Origin of the sequence: Halomonas sp. AOP30-A1-24 (genome assembly GCF_052378165.1) — a bacterium.
Lineage (GTDB): Bacteria > Pseudomonadota > Gammaproteobacteria > Pseudomonadales > Halomonadaceae > Vreelandella > Vreelandella citrativorans.
Genome location: NZ_JBQSXL010000005.1, coordinates 146102 through 165317 on the forward strand (window position 1 = coordinate 146102; position 19216 = coordinate 165317).

At 53.2% G+C, this 19216-nt stretch carries 22 protein-coding genes; 3 read left to right on the plus strand and 19 right to left on the minus strand.

Annotated features, from left to right (window positions below):
• Nucleotides 1-90: 90 nt before the first annotated feature.
• The 3 genes from ACT3TJ_RS04585 to fabV all read right to left on the minus strand — a co-directional run bounded on the left by ACT3TJ_RS04585 (nt 91) and on the right by fabV (nt 2478).
• The gene (locus ACT3TJ_RS04585; RefSeq protein ID WP_444622554.1) at nt 91-654 is read right to left on the minus strand and encodes a PRC-barrel domain-containing protein; all 564 of its coding nucleotides are present in this window, start codon (nt 652-654) and stop codon (nt 91-93) included.
• 159 nt (nt 655-813) lie between these two features.
• Nucleotides 814-1065 (minus strand): hypothetical protein, encoded by a 252-nt coding sequence (locus ACT3TJ_RS04590; RefSeq protein WP_444622553.1) that lies wholly within the window; start codon nt 1063-1065, stop codon nt 814-816.
• Between the two features lie 204 nt (nt 1066-1269).
• Nucleotides 1270-2478: an enoyl-ACP reductase FabV gene (gene fabV, locus ACT3TJ_RS04595; protein ID WP_444622552.1), complete on the minus strand. Its 1209-nt coding sequence runs from the start codon at nt 2476-2478 to the stop codon at nt 1270-1272.
• A gap of 157 nt (nt 2479-2635) precedes the next feature.
• On the opposite strand from fabV, the gene ACT3TJ_RS04600 reads away from it, so the two are divergent.
• Nucleotides 2636-3019, plus strand: coding sequence for a DUF7079 family protein (locus tag ACT3TJ_RS04600; protein ID WP_444622551.1), 384 nt, complete (start codon nt 2636-2638; stop codon nt 3017-3019).
• Nucleotides 3020-3057: 38 nt separating this feature from the next.
• Here the strand turns inward: ACT3TJ_RS04600 and ACT3TJ_RS04605 are convergent, their stop codons facing one another.
• Together ACT3TJ_RS04605 and ACT3TJ_RS04610 are read right to left on the minus strand one after the other, a co-directional pair.
• Entirely contained in the window at nt 3058-3543 is a 486-nt protein-coding gene (locus ACT3TJ_RS04605) for a glutathione peroxidase (protein WP_444622550.1), read from the minus strand.
• A gap of 102 nt (nt 3544-3645) precedes the next feature.
• A complete protein-coding gene (locus ACT3TJ_RS04610; RefSeq protein WP_444622549.1) occupies nt 3646-4269 on the minus strand; it encodes a LysE family translocator in 624 nt (207 codons plus the stop codon).
• Nucleotides 4270-4470: 201 nt separating this feature from the next.
• On the opposite strand from ACT3TJ_RS04610, the gene ACT3TJ_RS04615 reads away from it, so the two are divergent.
• Nucleotides 4471-5202 (plus strand): YebC/PmpR family DNA-binding transcriptional regulator, encoded by a 732-nt coding sequence (locus tag ACT3TJ_RS04615; RefSeq protein WP_444622548.1) that lies wholly within the window; start codon nt 4471-4473, stop codon nt 5200-5202.
• Here ACT3TJ_RS04615 and ACT3TJ_RS04620 read toward each other — a convergent pair.
• Nucleotides 5138-5446, minus strand: a complete 309-nt coding sequence (locus ACT3TJ_RS04620; protein ID WP_444622547.1) for a hypothetical protein — start codon at nt 5444-5446, stop codon at nt 5138-5140. The genes ACT3TJ_RS04615 and ACT3TJ_RS04620 overlap by 65 nt on opposite strands.
• A 163-nt stretch (nt 5447-5609) precedes the next feature.
• Between ACT3TJ_RS04620 and ACT3TJ_RS04625 the strand changes: the two genes are divergently transcribed.
• Entirely contained in the window at nt 5610-5876 is a 267-nt protein-coding gene (locus ACT3TJ_RS04625) for a hypothetical protein (protein ID WP_172117262.1), read from the plus strand.
• Between the two features lie 62 nt (nt 5877-5938).
• On the opposite strand, the gene ACT3TJ_RS04630 is transcribed toward ACT3TJ_RS04625, so the two are convergent.
• From ACT3TJ_RS04630 to ACT3TJ_RS04690, 13 genes are all read right to left on the minus strand, one after another.
• Nucleotides 5939-6946: a zinc-dependent alcohol dehydrogenase family protein gene (locus ACT3TJ_RS04630; protein ID WP_444622546.1), complete on the minus strand. Its 1008-nt coding sequence runs from the start codon at nt 6944-6946 to the stop codon at nt 5939-5941.
• Between the two features lie 56 nt (nt 6947-7002).
• Nucleotides 7003-8871 (minus strand): ABC transporter ATP-binding protein, encoded by a 1869-nt coding sequence (locus tag ACT3TJ_RS04635; RefSeq protein WP_444622545.1) that lies wholly within the window; start codon nt 8869-8871, stop codon nt 7003-7005.
• An 18-nt stretch (nt 8872-8889) separates the two neighbouring features.
• Nucleotides 8890-9945, minus strand: a complete 1056-nt coding sequence (locus tag ACT3TJ_RS04640) for an AbrB family transcriptional regulator (protein ID WP_444622544.1) — start codon at nt 9943-9945, stop codon at nt 8890-8892.
• A gap of 231 nt (nt 9946-10176) precedes the next feature.
• On the minus strand, nt 10177-10896 hold the full coding sequence (locus tag ACT3TJ_RS04645; RefSeq protein WP_444622543.1) for a FadR/GntR family transcriptional regulator: 720 nt from the start codon (nt 10894-10896) through the stop codon (nt 10177-10179).
• Nucleotides 10897-10955: 59 nt separating this feature from the next.
• Entirely contained in the window at nt 10956-11708 is a 753-nt protein-coding gene (locus ACT3TJ_RS04650; RefSeq protein ID WP_193054771.1) for an SDR family NAD(P)-dependent oxidoreductase, read from the minus strand.
• Nucleotides 11709-11723: 15 nt separating this feature from the next.
• Nucleotides 11724-12563 carry a sugar phosphate isomerase/epimerase family protein gene (locus ACT3TJ_RS04655; RefSeq protein ID WP_444622542.1) on the minus strand — a complete coding sequence of 280 codons (840 nt, stop codon included), beginning with the start codon at nt 12561-12563 and terminating at the stop codon, nt 11724-11726.
• An 8-nt stretch (nt 12564-12571) separates the two neighbouring features.
• Complete coding sequence (locus ACT3TJ_RS04660; protein ID WP_444622541.1) at nt 12572-13474, minus strand: NAD(P)-dependent oxidoreductase; 903 nt, start codon at nt 13472-13474, stop codon at nt 12572-12574.
• 8 nt (nt 13475-13482) lie between these two features.
• The gene (locus tag ACT3TJ_RS04665) at nt 13483-14742 is read right to left on the minus strand and encodes a TRAP transporter large permease (RefSeq protein WP_444622540.1); all 1260 of its coding nucleotides are present in this window, start codon (nt 14740-14742) and stop codon (nt 13483-13485) included.
• Nucleotides 14739-15302 carry a TRAP transporter small permease gene (locus tag ACT3TJ_RS04670; RefSeq protein WP_193054767.1) on the minus strand — a complete coding sequence of 188 codons (564 nt, stop codon included), beginning with the start codon at nt 15300-15302 and terminating at the stop codon, nt 14739-14741. Before ACT3TJ_RS04670 ends, ACT3TJ_RS04665 begins: the two co-directional genes overlap by 4 nt.
• 19 nt (nt 15303-15321) lie before the next feature.
• On the minus strand, nt 15322-16302 hold the full coding sequence (locus ACT3TJ_RS04675) for a TRAP transporter substrate-binding protein (protein WP_193054766.1): 981 nt from the start codon (nt 16300-16302) through the stop codon (nt 15322-15324).
• Between the two features lie 60 nt (nt 16303-16362).
• The gene (locus ACT3TJ_RS04680) at nt 16363-17370 is read right to left on the minus strand and encodes a transketolase family protein (RefSeq protein WP_444622539.1); all 1008 of its coding nucleotides are present in this window, start codon (nt 17368-17370) and stop codon (nt 16363-16365) included.
• Nucleotide 17371: 1 nt separating this feature from the next.
• On the minus strand, nt 17372-18244 hold the full coding sequence (locus ACT3TJ_RS04685; protein WP_193054764.1) for a transketolase: 873 nt from the start codon (nt 18242-18244) through the stop codon (nt 17372-17374).
• Nucleotides 18245-18756: 512 nt separating this feature from the next.
• On the minus strand, nt 18757-19216 hold a 460-nt coding region (locus tag ACT3TJ_RS04690; protein WP_444622538.1), incomplete at its 5' end, for a PfkB family carbohydrate kinase.

The following is a 19216-nucleotide window of genomic DNA, read 5'->3' on the forward strand; positions in this document are numbered from 1 at the left end:
CGCCTTGCCTCATTATACAAGGCAAGGCGAACTCATGAACAAAGTGTTATGGCCTTTCAGGCATTAGATGGCCATTCTCATGACAGTATCTTAATCAGGATGCTGCTGGGCCTGCGTTACGGTCATACCGTTATCTATCTGGCTGAAATTGTCTTCGTCATACTGTTCTGCCGTCGCTTCTATCTCTTCACTACCGTAGGTGGTGTTGGTAACCAGTTGGTCGTCCTTCATCTCAATTTCATCTAATGGCAGCGCCACTTCATCGGCACCGATTCCCCATACGCCACCAATGGAAATAACCGCATACAGTTCGCCAGACTCTTTATGCTCAACGATCCGGTCAATACCGCCAATTTCTTCATCCTGCATGTTGACCACTGTCATGCCTTCGATATCACTTATTTGGCGAGACATCAGGTCGTTCGGATCATCACTCTCCTCCTGGTCAACATCCGAAGAAGACGCCGCGTTGCCACCTGTCATAGCGGCGGGCTGCTCATCCTGAGCGTCGTCCTGCTCATCGACCGCCTCTTCCTGTTGTTCCAGCGCACCTTCTGATTGACCATTTTCTTGCTGGTTATCCTCAGCAAACACGCCACTGGACATTCCAGTGCAAAGAGCTGCAATTGCAATAGCTAATGTAGTCCGTTTCATGCTGTCTCTCCTTGAGTGCCACACTCTTACAAGTTAGTTGACCGAATTGAAAATCACCAATACCCGCCAGTTGCGGGATAATCGCTGCCTGTTTATCCAATCAGTTTCATGACATCGTTTGTGCATGGCACCTTCTGGCCCGCAGCTGAAACGACTCTATTACGAAACGTCTTTGCCTGCGTTGGGATCAGACGCATCGTAATCCTGAGTATCATCAGGCGCTGAACCAGGTTCGTGGGCAGTTTCGGCTTCAAAGCGGCGCGCTGCATCAATTGCTTGTGGCTCAGTGTCGTGGCGGGATATTTCTTGAGGGGCATCAGGCTCGGTAACATCGACAACGCGCCAACCCGATACGATGATCGCGTCGCCCTGGTCTTCGCTAACTGGCTCCACTCGTGCGGTACGGGTCATATTTCCTCCATGGTAAAAGCGAGTAACACTCTGCTTTTACCATGGCAGAACCTTCAAGGACTTGCGTATCCAGCAGTAAACATTTAACAGTGATTGATTTTGCGCCTGCCGCTAGCGGACTTTACGCGTCAAACGCAAATTGCCGGGCACAAAAGCCCGACAATTCGTTAAAGCGGTAAGCAAGTCGCTTACCGATTTAACGGTTTATAAATTAACCACGTCGAACTCAACATTAGGGTTCACGTCGGCGTCGTAATCGACATCATCACGCTCAAAGCCGAACAGTTTTAAGAACTCATGCTTATAACCAGCGTAATCGGTGATATCAAATAGATTCTCGGTAGTCACTTCCGGCCACAGATCCTGGCAAGCCTGTTGGATATCGTCGCGCAGCTCCCAATCATCCAGACGCAGACGGCCTTTATCATCCGTGGCCATGTCGCCGCTCTGCTCTGCGGCATAGAGCCGTTCACCAAAGAGTCGATTGAGCTGATCAATGGTGCCTTCGTGTACGCCCTGCTCCTTCATGATGCGATACACCATGGCGATATACAGCGGCATCACCGGAATAGCTGCACTGGCCTGGGTAACAACAGATTTGAGTACCGCGACATTAGCGCCGCCGCCGCTAGTTTTAAGCTTGCCATCAATCGCCGTGGCCGCACGATCCAGGTCTTCCTTGGCTTTACCCAAGGCGCCGTGCCAGTAAATCGGCCAGGTAATTTCCGTACCGATATAGCTAAACGCCACGCTGCGTGCGCCTTTGGCCAGCACGCCCGCCTGGTCCAGTGCGTCCATCCACAGTTCCCAATCTTCACCACCCATCACGGTGATGGTATCGTCGATTTCCTGCTGGGTGGCAGGCTCCACTTCTGCCTCGATAATCCGGTCTTTATTGGTATCAATGGCCGTGGCGCGGTAGGTCTCACCGATCGGCTTCAGGCTTGAGCGCTTGAGCTCACCGCTATCCGGCAGCTTGCGCACAGGCGATGCCAGTGAGTACACCACCAGGTCGATTTCGCCCATATCTTGCTTGATCAGCTCAATGGCTTTTTCACGCGCTTCATTAGAGAACGCATCGCCATTGATCGACTTGCTGTAAAGACCTTCCTGCTTGGCAAACTTGTCAAACGCTGCGCTATTGTACCAACCCGCCGTACCGGTTTTGGTGTCACTGCTGGGCTTTTCAAAAAACACGCCCAGCGTATCGGCACCGTAACCAAAGGCAGCGGTAATCCGAGCAGCCAAGCCGTAACCGCTGGAAGCCCCGATCACCAACACTTTTTTGGGGCCGGCGCTTTTATCCAAACCACGCGCGCGGGTTGCTTCAATCTGCTCAAGCACGTTTTGCTCGCAGCCTTTAGGGTGAGTAGTCGTGCAGATAAAGCCGCGTACTTTGGGTTTAATAATCACATCGAACCTCACTATCGGATTGGTTTCATTATCAGCATGACAATGCTGTAAGCATGGCGGCTATTTTAGCTTGCCAAGCGGGCGCTGTCCGCTCTTGAGCTTATTTGCCTTTCACGGCAGGATAGTGCCCCTTCTTTTAAATGCCTGCGAGGCCATCATGAACGCACAGCAACTAGTCGACGAGCGCGGCGACCTTTGGCTTGCCTTGGCCCCCTTATGGCTAGACCGCGAACCCAGCGAACGGGATTACGCCAGCATGGTCGAGGTCATTAACCAGCACGACATGCCGCTGATGGAGCTTGAGTGGATGTTTCGCCTGGAGCTAGCCCCGGTGATGTCACGCCATCAACTTTCGATTGCCAGCGAATGGCGAAAGTTTGATGACCATAAGCTGATGCAACAGCTGGTGAGTCATAACCTGCGCTTAAAGGGGTGGCGGCGCAAAGGCTGGGCGCTTTTTTCCGGGCTAACCACCATGATGGTACGCCACCGCTGGGTCGAGCTTATGAACCGCGTTAAGGTTGCCCGTGGAGAGCATTAAGCCGCCGTCAGCACTCTGACTCGTTGATGGCCAACGACCTATTCACGATCCAGCGCCGCTTCCAATGCCAAGCGTAAGGGTTGCCCATGGTCTCGCGGGCCAAAACGGGCAATGACCCTGCCATCGCGTCCAACCAGAAACTTGGTAAAATTCCACTTAATGACTTGAGTGCCCAAGACCCCGGGCGCCTGTTGTTTCAGCATGACAAATAGCGGGTGTGCGTGGCTGCCATTAACACTGACTTTTTCCATCAATGGGAAGCTTATCCCGTACGTTTGCTCACCAAAAGTACAAAATGCCTCAGCACTTTCCGGCGACTGACGGCCAAACTGGTTGCAGGGAAACCCCAGCACGGTGAAGCCGCGGTCACGATAGCGCTGGTATAACGCCTCAAGCTCTTTTAATTGCGGCGTAAATCCACATTGGCTGGCCACATTAACTACCAACAGCACTTGCCCACGCAGCGCGCGTAAATTAAACGGCTGCCCTTGGTGGGTGTAACAGTCTTGATCGTAAATCGTCATTATTAAGCCTTACACCTTCCAGGCGATATAAACACTACCTTGCCACGGCTACAGGGATGGCACCAGCGCCTTATATCGATTATTGCCAAGCACAACGGCCTATTAACCCAGGGTAATTGGCCCCATGGCAACGCGCAGCGCCAGCGCAATCAATAGCACGCCGGTTAATCGATTGACCCAGTGCGCATGGCGCTGCAACCAAGGCAGTACCCGCGAATGCGACAAGCCGACCGCCACCAGCACGTACCAACCACCATCAATAAGCATAGCGGTTAGTACGACGATCATCTTTGCCATACTACTCATATCAGGAGTAACAAACTGGCTCAGCAACGCCACAAAAAAGATAATCAGCTTGGGATTACCCAGCGCTACTAGCATCCCCTCTTTGGCCGCCTGACGGCGAGTGGTTACCGCCCCCTGTTGACTCATTGCCCCCGCCCTACCAGCCCGTAACGCCTTGATGCCTAACCAGGCTAAATAGGCGGCGCCCGCCCAGGTAACCAGTTGAAAAACGTCAGGCGAACGAGTCACTAACGCGCCCAGCCCCCAGACGGTCAAAAGCGCATAAAATCCGACGCCAGCCGCATGAAATAAAGCAGCGGTAATGCCTGGCCACCGCCCACCGCCCAACGTGTGTTTTAAAACCAGAGCGAGGCTGGGCCCGGGCGACATCGCCCCCATGGCGCAGATAGCCGCGAGTGACAACCAGAGTGAGAACGGCATTTTTTCCTCTTTTTACTTATTAATGAATCATCGTCTACATGCGCCAATGCCGTTACCGGCTGAGTTGCTTGCTGTATAACGTCGTCTCGCTTAAATAACGCTGTTAGCATGGTACGCTGTTGGGTAAAATTTGCCCCTTTTTCGATGAAAATGACGCCTGCTGTCAAGACAGGCGTGGCACGGCTAATAAAGGACTCCGATATGGGTAGGGCGTTTCAAAACCGTAAAGAATCGATGGCTAAAACGGCCGACGCAAAAACCAAGGTTTACAGCAAATACGGGCGTGAAATTTACGTTGTTGCAAAAGCAGGCGGCTCCGACCCGAACGGTAACCTTGCCCTGCGCGGTTTAATAGAGCGTGCGAAAAGAGACCAGGTTCCCTCGCACGTTATTGATAAAGCGCTAGACAAGGCCAGCGGCGCAGGTGGCGAAGACTTCTCTCCAGCACGCTACGAAGGCTTTGGCCCCGGTAACGCCATGGTGATTGTCGACTGCTTAACCGATAACCCTAACCGCACCTTTGGCGATGTACGCGGTTGCTTTACCAAAACGAAAAGCAAGATTGGCACCCCCGGCAGCGTTAGCCACATGTTCGATCACTGCGCGATTTTTGCGTTTGTCGGCCAGGAAGAAGAGGCGGTGCTTGAAGCACTAATGGAAGCCGATGTTGATGTGACCGACATTGAGCAGGAAGAAGCGCGTATTACGGTTTATGCGCCACACACCGAATATGCTAAAGCCAAGCAAGCCCTGCTGAATGCGTTCGGTGAGCTCGATTTTGAAATTGATGAGATTCAGTTTCTGCCGCAAAACACCACGCCGCTCGAAGGCGATGACGTGGCGCTATTTGAAAAATTTGTGGGCATGCTCACCGATCTGGACGATGTACAAAACGTCTTTCATAGCGCAAAGCTACCCGAAGAGACAGCGTAAATAGCACGCTCGGTACGTTTAAAGTGGCCGTCAGCGTATTGCTGGCGGCCAATACCGCATGACCACCCAGCGCAGCATTCTGTGACAACAGCGCGGGGTTAATACCGGCATCGCTCAGCACCTGCTTCCCCTGCACGGTTAGGTCGGTAATAAACAAAAACTGCTGCCACACCTCACTGCCTCGGCAGTACACCGCCAAACGCTGTCGCTCTGTATGGACAGACGCTTGATAAGTAGGCGCCATCAAACAACGAACGCTCTGAGGTTTACGGTCAATACATTACACAAGAACAAGGTTAGTATCTTGAGGATAAATCTCTGCGGAGCTATTCGAACTTATCGACTAAAATGACATCTTCAGAGATAACCATTATCCGCAACCATTTCATGTTACGCAGGAGGCGACCATGAGTATTGTTCATGTTAGCGAGGCAGAGCTCTACGCCAAGCTTGAAAAATGCATGTCGGGAGAGCGCGTTCTTATCGACCAGGCTGGCAACCGGTTTAGTGCGCGCATTCAGCTCGCCCGCAAAATGGATGCAACGGTCATTCCCGAACAGCAGCTACACAAAAGTCACGATGATCCTGATGAGGTGGATAGCATCACCGTGCCTTATGAGCATATCTGGGAGCTTGAAATCAAGGGCGTCGTGTATAGCCGTTTAGCAGAATAATCACCTTGCTCTACCAGCACCCCCTTGTGGGCAGTGCTGGTAAAGATCACACGTCAACGCTTTTAGAACGTTAAACAAATTTTTCCTAGATGCTTGCCTGCCTCCTGGTAGCGAAAAGCCTCCGCAATCTCGGCTAATGCAAACTCCCGATCAATAACGGGGCGCATATCGTTAGCCTCAATAGCCTTGATCATCTCTATCTGATGGCGACGACTGCCCACAATCAGGCCCTGCAAACGCGCCTGCTTCGCCATTAGCTTCGCAGTTGGAATGTCGCCCTGGCGGCCTGTCAGCACACCAATCAATGAGATATGCCCACCAATTTTGATCGCTTCGATAGATTGCGGTAGCGTGCCAGGTCCGCCTACTTCGACAATATGATCAACGCCTTGACCATCCGTCAGTTCATTAACCTGCTTGCCCCATTCAGGGGTTTCCTTGTAGTTAATCGTATGGGTAGCGCCCAATTCACGTAACCGCTCGCATTTCGCGTTGGAAGATGACGTCGCGATAACGTGGGCGCCCATCATGCGTGCAAACTGCAACGCAAATATGGATACACCGCCAGAGCCCAGCACCAAAACCGTATCGCCTGCTTTCAAGCCGCCATCCACCACAAGCGCACGCCATGCCGTTAACCCTGCGGTAGTGAGCGTTGCCGACTCAGCATGGCTATACCCCTTCGGCTGATGGGTAAACCACTGTGCCGGGCGAACCACCTGTTCACAGGCATAGCCATCAACACCATCGCCAGGCGTTGTCGTAAAATCCGCAATGCGTGCAGGGCCTTCCAACCAGTAGGGGAAGAACGTCGATACCACGCGATCACCCACTGAAAACTCGGATACTCCCTCACCGACCTCTTCAACAATGCCCGCCCCATCCGACATGGGAATACGGCCGTCAGCGGTCGGCATTATGCCCGCCACTACGCCGTAGTCATGAAAATTCAGCGAGCTTGCATGAATGCGCACGCGAACCTCACCCGCTGCAGGTGCGCCAGGTGCCGTGGCATCCTGCACATTAAGTTTATCCAGCCCGCCTGGGGCCTGTAGCGTTATCACTTGCATTGTCGATCTCCTGGTTTAGCTGTCATCTGGAACACGTTAGCAGAGGATCAGAAACATCACATATCGACCCCAAGAAAGCCGCCCGACTGGCGCTTCCATAGCCCCGCATAAATGCCGTCTTGAGCGAGCAATTCGGTATGCGTGCCGCTTTCTACAATACGCCCCTGCTCGACCACGATCAGTCGATCAAGCATTGCAATGGTAGAGAGACGATGGGCAATAGCAATAACCGTTTTACCTTCCATTAACGTATCCAACTGCTCTTGAATGGCGGCTTCCACTTCAGAGTCCAGCGCCGACGTGGCTTCATCCAATACCAAAATAGGCGCGTTTTTCAATAGTACGCGCGCGATGGCAATACGTTGGCGCTGGCCGCCCGACAGCTTAACGCCGCGCTCGCCCACATGTGCGTCTAACCCACGACGCCCCTGAGGGTCCACCAGGTCGTTAATGAACGCATCCGCATGGGCACGGCATACGGCGGCCCATACCGCTTCATCATCTGCCTGTGGGGTGCCGTAGCGAATGTTATCGCGCAGTGAACGGTGCAAAAGCGAGGTATCCTGGGTCACCATGCCAATCTGGTGACGCAACGAGGTTTGCGTGACCTGAGCAATGTCCTGCTCATCGATAAGAATGCGCCCGCCCTGAACATCATAAAAACGCAGCAGCAGGTTAGCGAGGGTCGATTTACCCGCGCCTGAACGACCAATCAGGCCAATTTTCTCACCGGGGGCGATTGTCAGGTTCAACCCATCAAACACGGTTCGACTTTCGCCTTTGGCCTGCTCGTAGCCAAAGCGCAGCGCGTCAAAATGAATTTTACCCGCCGGTACATGGAGGGCGGGCGCATTGGGCACATCACTGATGGTCGGTTCGCGGGCAATAGTGTTCATGCCATCCTGTACCGTACCAATATTTTCAAACAAGCCCGCCACTTCCCATAAAATCCAGTCAGACATAAAGCGAATGCGCATCACCAGCGCAATCGCGATGGTTAATACGCCTAGCGAAATGGCGTCGTAATACCAGGTGCTAATCGCCATACCTGCCGTGCCTACCAGCAGCGCGGTATTTAGCAGCGTTAGGCTGACACTCATAATGGTGACCAAACGCATCTGTCGGTGCACGGTTTCCATGAACCCTTCCATGGCATCGCGTGCATAGCGCTGCTCACGCTCGGTATCCGCAAATAGCTTTATGGTTTGAATATTGCTGTAGCTGTCGACCACGCGCCCAGTCATCTGCGCGCGGGCATCGGCCTGCGCCATGGACACATCACGCAGCCGAGGAACAAAAAAGCGCATGATGGCCAGATACCCAATAAGCCAAAGCCCCAAAGGGAGCAATAGCCACAAATCGGCCCGCCCCAACAAAATCGCCGCACCGGTGAAGTACACAATGGCATAGACCAAAAGGCCCATCACCTTGGTGACCGTTTCGCGGATCGCCAGGGCGGTTTGCATCACTTTTTGGGACACCCGCCCGGCAAACTCGTCCTGATAAAAAGCCAGGCTTTGATTGAGCATATGACGATGCGAGAGCCAACGGCCAATCATCGGGTAATTGCCGAAGATACTTTGATGAGTAACCAACGATTGAGCCAGCACCAGCAGCGGCAGCCCCACAAGCATCAACACACCTACCCCGGTCAACCAAAGCCCATTCGCAGCCCAAAAGCCTTCACGCTCTACATTGCCCAGCCAATCAACCAGTTGCCCCATATAGTTAAAGAAAACCACCTCCGCAGATGACACCAGCGCAGTAAATAGCGTCATGGCAATCAGCAACGGCAATACCGGGCGCGAGAAGTGCTTGATGAAGGGCAACAGACCTTTAGGCGGTGTTTGCACATCCTCCATGGGGTAAGGATCTACGCGCGTTTCAAAGTAACGAAATAGCGGCTGCAGCATACGAGAAAACATGAACGTTCCTTACGTTACTTATCGATCATTAGTAGGGTTAGATGCCTGATGCCGTAAAAGCCAACGAGCCCAAAATGGCGCAAAAACCATCAACGTCACCATGCGAAGAAGGTGATGAAATGCGACGAATACCGGGTCAATATTAAGCGCCACCGCCAAAATGGCCATCTCGCCAACCCCGCCGGGTGCCAGCGCCAGCAGAGCGACATCACGGCCAACGCCCACAAACTGATGAATTAATTCGGCAAACAAGGCCAACACCATAAGCGCCAACAGCGTGGCAATGCCTGACTGCCATAAATAGCGCCCCCATAAACGCCGCGTCATGCCTTTAAAGCGAGATCCGATTGCGCTGCCCAATACCCAAAGCATCAGGTTCATTCCCCAGTCGGGCAAGCGAAGACTGGCAATATCAAACCCTGAAAGCAGTGCAGCGGTAAGCAACGGTACCAATAAGGCGGGGGTAGGAAAGCGTAGCCAGCGCCCGAGCGGCAGTAGCAGAGGGATAAGCAACAGCATCCAGGCATGTTCAAACTCATTGGCCCGCAACGCCATGCCACCCTCCCCGCCCTCGTAGGCCCAAAAAAGAGGAGGTAACACTAAAATCACCAAAATCACGCGAAGCGACTGGGCAATAGCAATACGCTGAGGGTCACCGCCACATTTGTCGCCCAGGATAATCATCGCCGTCATGGCGCCAGGAGCGGCGGCAAACCAGGCGCTGACAGAATCAAACCCACAGCGCCGATACCAGGCCGAGGCCACTACCGTAGAGGCGCTAATGCCCGCCAGCAATAGCACGGCTGATATTGGCCAATCGACCACCCGCTGAGCGAGCTCCGGTGTCACCTGGCTGCCTAACACCAACCCCATAACAGCGAGAAAAACATTGCGCAGTCGCTCCGGCACTACAACGTTAACGCCCCGAGAGGAAACCAGCAGATTGGCAACCAGAGGGCCAAGCATCCAGGCAAGCGGTAAACCGGTAAGTTGAAAAATCGTGCCGCCTATCGCGCCAACGATGAGCGACGTTAACAGTCCTTTTGCACTTCTTGTACTTACAACACCTTTCACACCAGCCCTCGCTACCGCAACCTACCCCAGCGGGTTGGTTTGTTAACCCGCTAAATATATCGATAGTTTATCACTGACTGGGCTATACAAGGACACCAATAACCAGGAGACCGAAGCTGCTTGCAGAATTGCCAGTGCCATCGCTGTGGAGACTGACACTGACGTGTATCAGACAGGCAGCAACGCTACGCTGGCTATCAAAACAGCTCCGCCGCCTTGGAATATAAGTGCTTACTCTATCGAAAAAGCAGACGCTTTCTCTTGGGGGAAGGAGCGTAATGTCTGCTGATTCCAAGTCTCAAAATGGTCGTGCATGGCTTGGCGTGCCAACTCGCGATCACGGGTTTTAACAGCATCAACAAGCGCGATATGGGTCTCGTTGGTTTTCTTTTGTGCACCCTTTGACTGCCTGGCAAGAACTCTGCGCTGATGGAGTACTTTTTTAAGCACCGATGACAGCCCTTGAAAAATAATCAACACAGCGGGATTTTTGGCCATAATCGCCAACAGCTCATGGAACTCGTAATCCGCCTGAATACCTTCAAGTACATCGGTGGAATTAACGATCTTGCTACAGAGCCTTTCAAGCTGCTCTAGCTCATGGGCCTGATGGTTGACAGCGGCTGCCTGGACAATCTCTTTTTCAAACATTTCCCGGGCAGTTTCCAGATGATCAACAGAGATATAGTTAAGCTTTAGTGCCAGCTCAAAGTAGAGCTGCATAAACACCGGCTCCGGCATTTTGAGGAAGGTACCACTGCCCTGCTTGCGTTCAATGAACCCAAGGCTATGCAGCACTGAAAGTACATTCCGTACCGATGAGCGATGCATATCAAAGTGCTCACAGAGCGCTCTTTCTGGCGGGATCTTTAACCGGCCATCCCGGGAAAGTTCGGAGACAGAAACAAACTCCTTAAGCCTATCCAAAAGATTCGGATCCATTTGGCTCATAGCGTCATCCAAGTGCTACCCCTATACCGTATTTTAAGCATAAGGGTAGCTTATCATAGTCAATGAATGTGCATACCGCCGTTCACATCCAGGGTTGTCCCTGTCATGTAGCTTGAGAGATCGCTTGCCAGGAAAAGGAAAGCGTTGGCAACATCGGCAGGCCCACCCAAGCGAGCTAGCGGAATACCTTCCAGAATTTTAGCCTTCATTTGATCATCAAGTTTGCCAGCAGTAATGTCGGTGGCAATCAAGCCAGGCGTTACGGAGTTAACGCGAATGCCAGATGCACCGAGCTCGCGCGCCATGGCTTTGCCAAGCCCCAGCATACCGGCTTTGGCCGCACTATAATGTGGGCCACCGAAGATACCTCCGCCTCGCTGTGCAGAAACCGATGATGTATTGATGATAGACCCAGCTCCGCTCTGTTTCATGTGCGGCACGACAGCTTGCGACATATACATCATGCCACGCAGGTTAACGTCCAAAATACGGTCGTAATCTTCTGGCGTAATCTCTTCAAACTTAACCGGCTGAGTGATACCAGCGTTATTGACCAACACATCAATTCTGCCAAACCTTTCCATCACGGCTTTCGCTAGGCTGAAGCAGTCATCACGGCTTACCACGTTACCTGTTACGACCATCGAGCGGTCAGCATCAAACTCGCTGCGTACCTTCTCGCAGGCTGCCTCATTGATGTCGGAAATAACAATGGAAGCACCGTGCTCGTAGAAGAGACGCGCCGTTCTAAGGCCAATGCCTTTTTCACCTGCAGCACCAGTCACGATACATACTTTACCTTTAAGCAGCATGACGTTTTCCTTTTATTAATATTGGGTAAGTAAAGCCAGCTCCTCAAGGGAGCGTAAAATCTGCGATTCGATTCTATCGAGCGGCAGTGGTTGTTCATCGCGCCACGGCTGAGCGCCAGCATCGCGATGCAGTCGAAATGGAAGCTCCAGAGAGAACGGCTTGTCTTGGTCAAGCAGCACAGCAGCGAGTGCTTTGTCGTCTGTATCACCTTCGCCAAATGAAACAAAATCAAACCCATCACTGCGTCGAGCACAGGGCTTGAGATGAAAGTGATCGGCGATAGGCATGGCCGCTCGGGCATCAACAAGGGCATTCTGCCCAGGGCAGTGTGAGAGCAAATTCCCCATATCGTAGTTAATACCGAAGGCCTCATCACCCAACCGTTCAAGTAACGCCAACGCATCCGCCGAGCTATCGAACACGTTGGGCACCCCGTTACCGGGGTTTTCAAGCAAAATACGCACACCATACTCACGCGCTATGGCGGCCAGTGTAGCGGCCTGCTTAAAGAACGTGCTTTCATGCTCACACGTGGCCGCGTTAGTAATGACAAAACTCGCGCCTAGCGAAGCCGCAAAACGGCAGCGCGCTTCGAGCCTGGCAGCCGCGTTTTCAAGCCCAAGATCAATATGGCCTGAGAAGTAATGACACTGCTGACCATAGCGGCACATTTCGTTTTTCAAATCGTTGGCAAATGACTCGGTAAAGTCGCTATCAGTAAACGCCTCTACGTACCCATCGATAAACGCGAACTCGATATTTGTCACCCCGCACCGCGCAAGCGAAGGCAGGATCACATCGAACCCATAGCCATCGTAGGCAGCGGTACTGACGGATATAAAACTCGTTGCCATGGGTCGCCTCATCCCTTGCCGTTGAGCAGTCGGTAGGTGCGGATGACCTGGCTATCGTCAAGCTTGCCCTCACCCCGCTCGGAGCTTGCCACGAACATCTGCCGGGCGGTTTCCGCCAGCGGCGTGAACGCTTTGGCGCCCTTGGCGGAGTCGCAGACAATGCCCATGTCCTTACAGAAGATATCGACGACGCTGGTGACCTCGCCGGGTTCGGCAATCATGCGTGGGCCGCGGTCGCCCAGCATCCAGCTCGAAGCGGCCGAGCCCTGCACCATCGAAAGCATGACCGACACCTCGATGCCGCTCTTTTCAGCAAGCGACAGCGCCTCGGCGGCCGCGGCAATATGCACGCCGCACAGCAGCTGATTGACGGCTTTCATGGCCGCACCTTGGCCCGGCGTGGGCCCGGCGACGAACACCGCCTTTCCCAGCACATCAAACGCTTTCGAGCATCGGCCAAGAGCTTCCTCGCTGCCAGCGGCCATGATGGTCAATTGGCCGGCTTGAGCGCCCACCACGCCACCGGACACCGGCGCGTCGACGTAGTGAAGGTCTGGACGCACCGCCGCCACTTCGCTGGCGATACCCGCGGCGTCGTCCGGCGCGATGGTCGACATCTGCACGATGCAGGCGCCCTCTTTCAGCGAACTCATCACGCTCGAAGCTTCGTCATCCGTTGGGTTACCGAACAGCACGGCGCGTACCTGTTCGGCGTTTACCACCATGATGAAAAGCGCCTCGCTTTCGCTCAAGTGGCGGTGCTTCGTCTCATCTGTCGTGGCCTGGCCGTTGAAGACGGTTTCCACCTGCTCGAAGGCATCGACCCCCAACACGCTGAAACCGGCGTTTTTCAAGTTCGTGGCCATGGGGCGCCCCATGGCGCCGAGTCCTGCAAAAGCAATGTTATGCATGCCAAACCTCAGTAGATGATCAGTGCCGGTACATAAGAGACCAGCAACAGCACGATAATGGCCACCAGATAGAACGGAGCGAGCTCCTTGACGACCGCGCCGATGCGCTCACGGGCAATCGCCGCTGAGACGAACAGCGTAGTGCCGATGGGCGGTGTAAACAGACCGATACTCAGATTCACGCACATCATGATGCCAAGCTGCACCAGATCCAGGCCGATCGCGTTGGCAATGGAAACGAGCGTGGGTCCCAGTAGCAGGATCGCAGCGGGTAGATCCAAGAACATGCCGATTAACAGCAGGAGCAAATTGATCGCCAAAATGATCAGAATCGGATGTTGAAGATACTCGACGGCCCACTGGGCCACGGCTTGCGGCACACCACCCGAGGTCAAGATATAGGCGATGATATTGGCCGCCGCGATTATTAGCATCACGATACCGGTGGTGATCACCGTATTGGCCAGTGCGGCCATCACCCGCTCGCCGGTCAAGTCGCGATAGATGATACCGCTGACCATCAGCGCGTAAGCCACAGCGATAATGCTGACCTCGGTGGGCGTGGCAATACCGGCTCTTAGCAGTACGACAATAAAAACAGGCATCAACAGTGCAGGTAGTGCGGTAAACAGCGTGCTGCGCATCTCGGCACGCGTGTGCTTGAGCTTAAGACGAGGAAACCCACGGCGCTTGCCCACAAAATAACAAGCCAGCATCATACCGGCCGCCAGCATCAGGGCGGGAATCACAGCGGCAATAAACAATGAGGCAATCGAGCTGTTGGACACCGTGGCAAACAGAATCAGTGGAATCGACGGAGGCATTAGCCCGGCGATGACCGAGGAAGCCGAGGTGACCGCTGCGCCGAACGCACCGGGGTAGCCTTCGCGTTTCTGCCAAGGAATGAGCATTGAACCCAGCGCCGAAGCTTCCGCTACGGACGAGCCGGATACCCCGCCGAACACCGTCGAACCAACTACGCTGACTTGGCCCAGCCCGCCAGGATACTTGCCCACCAGCATCGAAGCCAACCCGACCAGTTTCTGGCCGAGTTTGCCCGACATCATCAGGCTACCGGACAGAATGAAGAAAGGAATCGCCAGAAGTGGGAAGCTCTGCGTTGGTTGAAAAATCTTCATCAGCGCCATACTGGAAGGCATGGGCCCGAAGACCGACAATGCCGCCCAACCGCTAATGACTAGCGAATACCCCACGGGCATTGCCATCAGCAAGAAAAGAACAAACGCCACTAGCATTTGAACTGTCATATTCCTTCCTCCCCGTGCGATACCTGCGGGTCGGACTGCTCCTCACCGCCCACCAGAACCAATGCACTATTGATCAGCGAGACAAGCGCGAGCCCTGCAAACCCAGCAACCACCGACCAATACGCCCAAGACATGCCAAGACGCGTAATGGGAAAGCGCTGTCCGCCTGCAATCTCCACCACATTCAAGCCGTGATAAGCCATAGTGCTGAAGGCCACCAGCGCGATCACATTCACAGTGAGTGTCACAACTTTCCGGGGTAGCCTTGGTAGCTTCTCCACCACCAGCTCAATCCCGATATGCTCGTTTCTAGCCGCAGCCGCCACAATGGCGCCCATCGTTAACCAAGGAAAGAACAGGTTGGGAATTTCCGTCGCCCAGCCAAGGTTTGTCGAGAAAAGATAGCGAACGACCACCCCAGAGAGCAGGGACACGAAAATGGTCACGATCGAAATGATCGCCAACCACTTGGATACTTGATAAATCAAGTTCTTCGAGCCGATTAACAGCGAAGCCGGTAAGCCGGCTTCGCTGTTGCGGCTCTCGTCTGAGAGCGTCATGAAAAACCCCTCCGGTTCGTTACTGCTGCTCGTTTTGAGCGGCGTTAACTACCATATCCACAAGCTCTGGATATTCTTCCCGCCACAGATCGTAAACAGAGGAGGTCGCTTCGACAAAAGGCGCCTTATCAACCTCATTAATATTCACACCGGCATCTTCGATCAAGCTACGAAGCCGCTCATCCGCTTCAAGAGAAGCCTGGCGATTGAATTCACCTGCCTCGTCAGCCGCTTCCTGGACCGCCTGCTGCTGCTCAGCAGAGAGCATGTCCCACATCATCTTGCTCATCAGAAGTGGTGTGGACTCATATTTATGCCCGGTCAGCGAGATATAATCCTGAACTTCATGGAGCCTTGACGAGTAGGTATTCATCAAAGGATTTTCCTGGCCGTCTACCACACCCTGTTCAAGCGCGATGTAAAGCTCGGAGAAATTCATGGGGGTAGGATTGGCTTCCAACGCCTCAAAGATATCCACCGTCATTTCATCCGGCGGCGTGCGAATCTTCAAGCCTCGCAGGTCTTCCGGGGTCTCAATCGGGCGTACGTTGTTGCTGACGTGACGAATTCCATTATCCCACAGCCCAAGCAGTACCAGGTTCTGCTCTTCGGCCAAGCGTTTCAGCTCCGCACCCACTTCACCATCCATGACCTCCCAAGCGGCGGGCAGCGAGTCGAAGAGAAAAGGCAGACCCAGCACGGAGAATTGAGGCACTACGCTGGAGGTTGCGCCTTGGCTATTGGTACTGAACGCCAGAGTCCCCATACGCATGAGCGTCAAGGCTTCCATATCGTCACCGTACTGGGCATTACCACCAACATCAACTATCAACTCACCATCGGTTTTCTCCTCAACCAATTCGGCAAAAAGCTCGGATGCCTCCCATTTGGGGTTTCCCTCTGCCGCATTATGCGTTAACTGAAGGGTCTGCTGGGCGGTGGCACTGCCTGCAAAGAAAACAGCGCCGGCGATGGCAGTAGCAAGAACAGTTTTTTTCATGACGTTTCTCTCAATTCGATTATTTGTTGTAAGTTGTAACTAGCGTATTAAGCTTCTGAATCAATTAACGTTTACAGCAACATGTTGCTCAATGGTTTTGACTACCTCCTTGGTAGAAATACCGTAGCGGTCATGTAGGGTGGGCAACGCACCGGCATCCAAAAACTCATCCGGCAGGCCGATCTGGTAGAACTTGACGGCCACACCCTCTTTCATTAGAAGCAAGGCCACGCTTTCACCCAAGCCGCCTACTACCGAGTGGTTCTCGGCGACGAAGACGGGGCGGTCCGGGTGGCGGCGCACTTCTTCCAGAATAGTCTGGGTATCCAGCGGCTTGATGGTGGCACAGTGCAGCACGCCCACCTCTTTGCCTTTCTCCTTGAGCTCGTCGGAAGCCTCGATAGCCCGCATAGTCATCAGGCCTGAGGAGATAATCAGGGCGTCTTTACCGTCGATCAGTTGCTTGGCCTTGCCAATTTCGAACTTGTAACCTTCGAAGCGGTCCAGCACTCGCGGCACCTTGCCCCGCAGCAGGCGCAGATATACCGGGCCGTTGAAATCCACCATCGCCTGAACGGACTGCTCGATATCGACCGCATCACACGGGTCGACGATCGTCAGGTTCGGCATGCCGCGAAAGATGGCAACATCTTCGGTGGCCTGGTGGCTCGGGCCGTAGCCGGTGGTCAGGCCAGGCAAGCCGCCGACGATCTTGACGTTAAGATTCTCTTCGGCAATCGCCAGGCAGATAAAATCATAGGCGCGGCGCGAGGCGAATACGCTATAGGTGGTCACGAAGGGAATGAAGCCTTCGCGAGCCATACCGGCACCGGCCATCATCAAAAGCTGCTCGGCCATACCCATCTGGTAATAACGATCCGGGTAGGCCTTGGCGAAAATATTCAGGTCGGTGTACTTGCCCAAGTCCGCGGTCATACCGACGATCTTGTCGTTTTTACCGGCGGCCTCGACCAGCGCGTGGCCAAACGGCGCCGAGGTAGTCGGCTGGTCTTCCCCCGCAATGGAGGCGATCATGGCCGATGTTTTAAGCTTCTTCTTGGCGCTCATCTTATTTCTCCCCTGACTGGATACCGTAAACGTCATCAAGCTCTTTGAGCGCCACGCTCCATTCGTTTTCATCCACACGAATAAAGTGGTTCTTATCCCGTTTTTCCAAAAAAGGCACGCCGCGGCCCATCAAGGTGTCGCAAATGATCACGCGGGGCTTGTCGGAGTTACTTGCCAAGGCGCTATCGAAGGCTTCAAGTACGGCTTCAAGATCGTTGCCATCAACGCGGTAGGTTTCCCAGCCAAACGCCGTCCACTTATCTGCGACGGGCTCGTAATTAAGCACCATTGAAGACTTGTCGTCGGCTTGCTGGTCGTTAACATCAACGATGGCAATCAGGTTATCCAGCTTCCAGTGCGCCGCTGAGGCTACCGCTTCCCAAGTGGAGCCTTCGTTCAACTCACCATCGGATAACAGATTAAAAATCCGTGAAGTGCTCTGTTTGCGCTTAAGTCCAAGCGCCATGCCAACACCGATACCTAAACCGTGCCCCAAGGAGCCGCCGGTGATTTCCATGCCCGGGGTATAAGCAGCCATGCCGGACATGGGCAGGATGCTGTCATCACTGCCGTAGTCTTCAATTTCGTCTTCACTGATAACGCCTGCCTCAATCAGAGCGGCATAAAGAGCGATGGCATAGTGGCCAATGGACAGCAGAAAGCGATCCCGCTCTTCCCATTCAGGATTTTTAGGGTCGATTTTTAAAGCGTGAAAGTAGGAAACGGCCAGCACATCGGCGATTCCCAGAGCTTGACCCACATAGCCCTGACCTTGCACTTCGCCCATACGAAGAGCGTGGCGGCGAATACTATAAGCCCGCTGTCGAAGCGCTTTTACGGTACTGGCTTTCGATGCGGTAGCTGTTTGACTCATGCAAGTCACCTCCAATTGGTTGACCAATTGAAGATAAAGGCAATTTATATTCCTCGAAACAGAACTTTAGTCTATGATAAATAACATTAAATTTAATAAATATAAAAAACAGAACAATAAAAAACCATATAAAAGCCCAACAAAAACAAAAAGATAAACGAAAAACACTGCCTTACTATATAAAACAGACGCGCCAAATCAATGCCGTATCAACAGCCGCAGGCAATATAAATAAAACCATGGACAAATGGTCAACCAATGGCGAAGCGCAGAGAGAAAGGCAGGGTGCTCTCAAGGTCTGAGCATGTACGAGATAAACACACACTCAAACCCAGGATGTGGAAATACTGAGAGGAAGAAAAAGACCGGAAGATCAGCGAAAAAAATAAAAAGCCAACGAGCGGAATATCATCGCATCCAATTAATGTTAGCCATCAATACACATAATAACCGCATCCCTACGTGTGCACAGGGCGGATAAATCTTAGCCATCAAAATATTAAAAAAGCACTTTATATCCCTTCTTGCCGCATCAACCGATCGACTTCTTCTGCCCTTGGAATACTGCTGGCAGCACCTCGGTACTGAACGGCTAACGCGGCGGCTGCCGTTGCTCTTTTGAGGCACTCAAGTGGCTCAGCGCCCGCCTGGCGAGCTGCGAGAAAATAGCCCACAAAGGTATCACCTGCCGCTGTGGTATCAATAGCTCTCACCGGTAAAGCGGCTTGAAAATAAGTTTTACTATTATATGAATACCATGCGCCCTCGCTTCCCAAGGTCAGTACTATCTCGGTACTGCCCAATTTATCCCTTAACTTTCTGAGCAAATCTGATGCGCTCGACTTTATCGGCATTTCTAATAAAGAAGCGGCTTCAGTGCGATTAAAAAAAAGTAACTTGCATTGATCCAAGGGTAGTTTTGATATATCTGCGGTCATGGGTGCGGGATTAAATATAACGTTACAACCACGG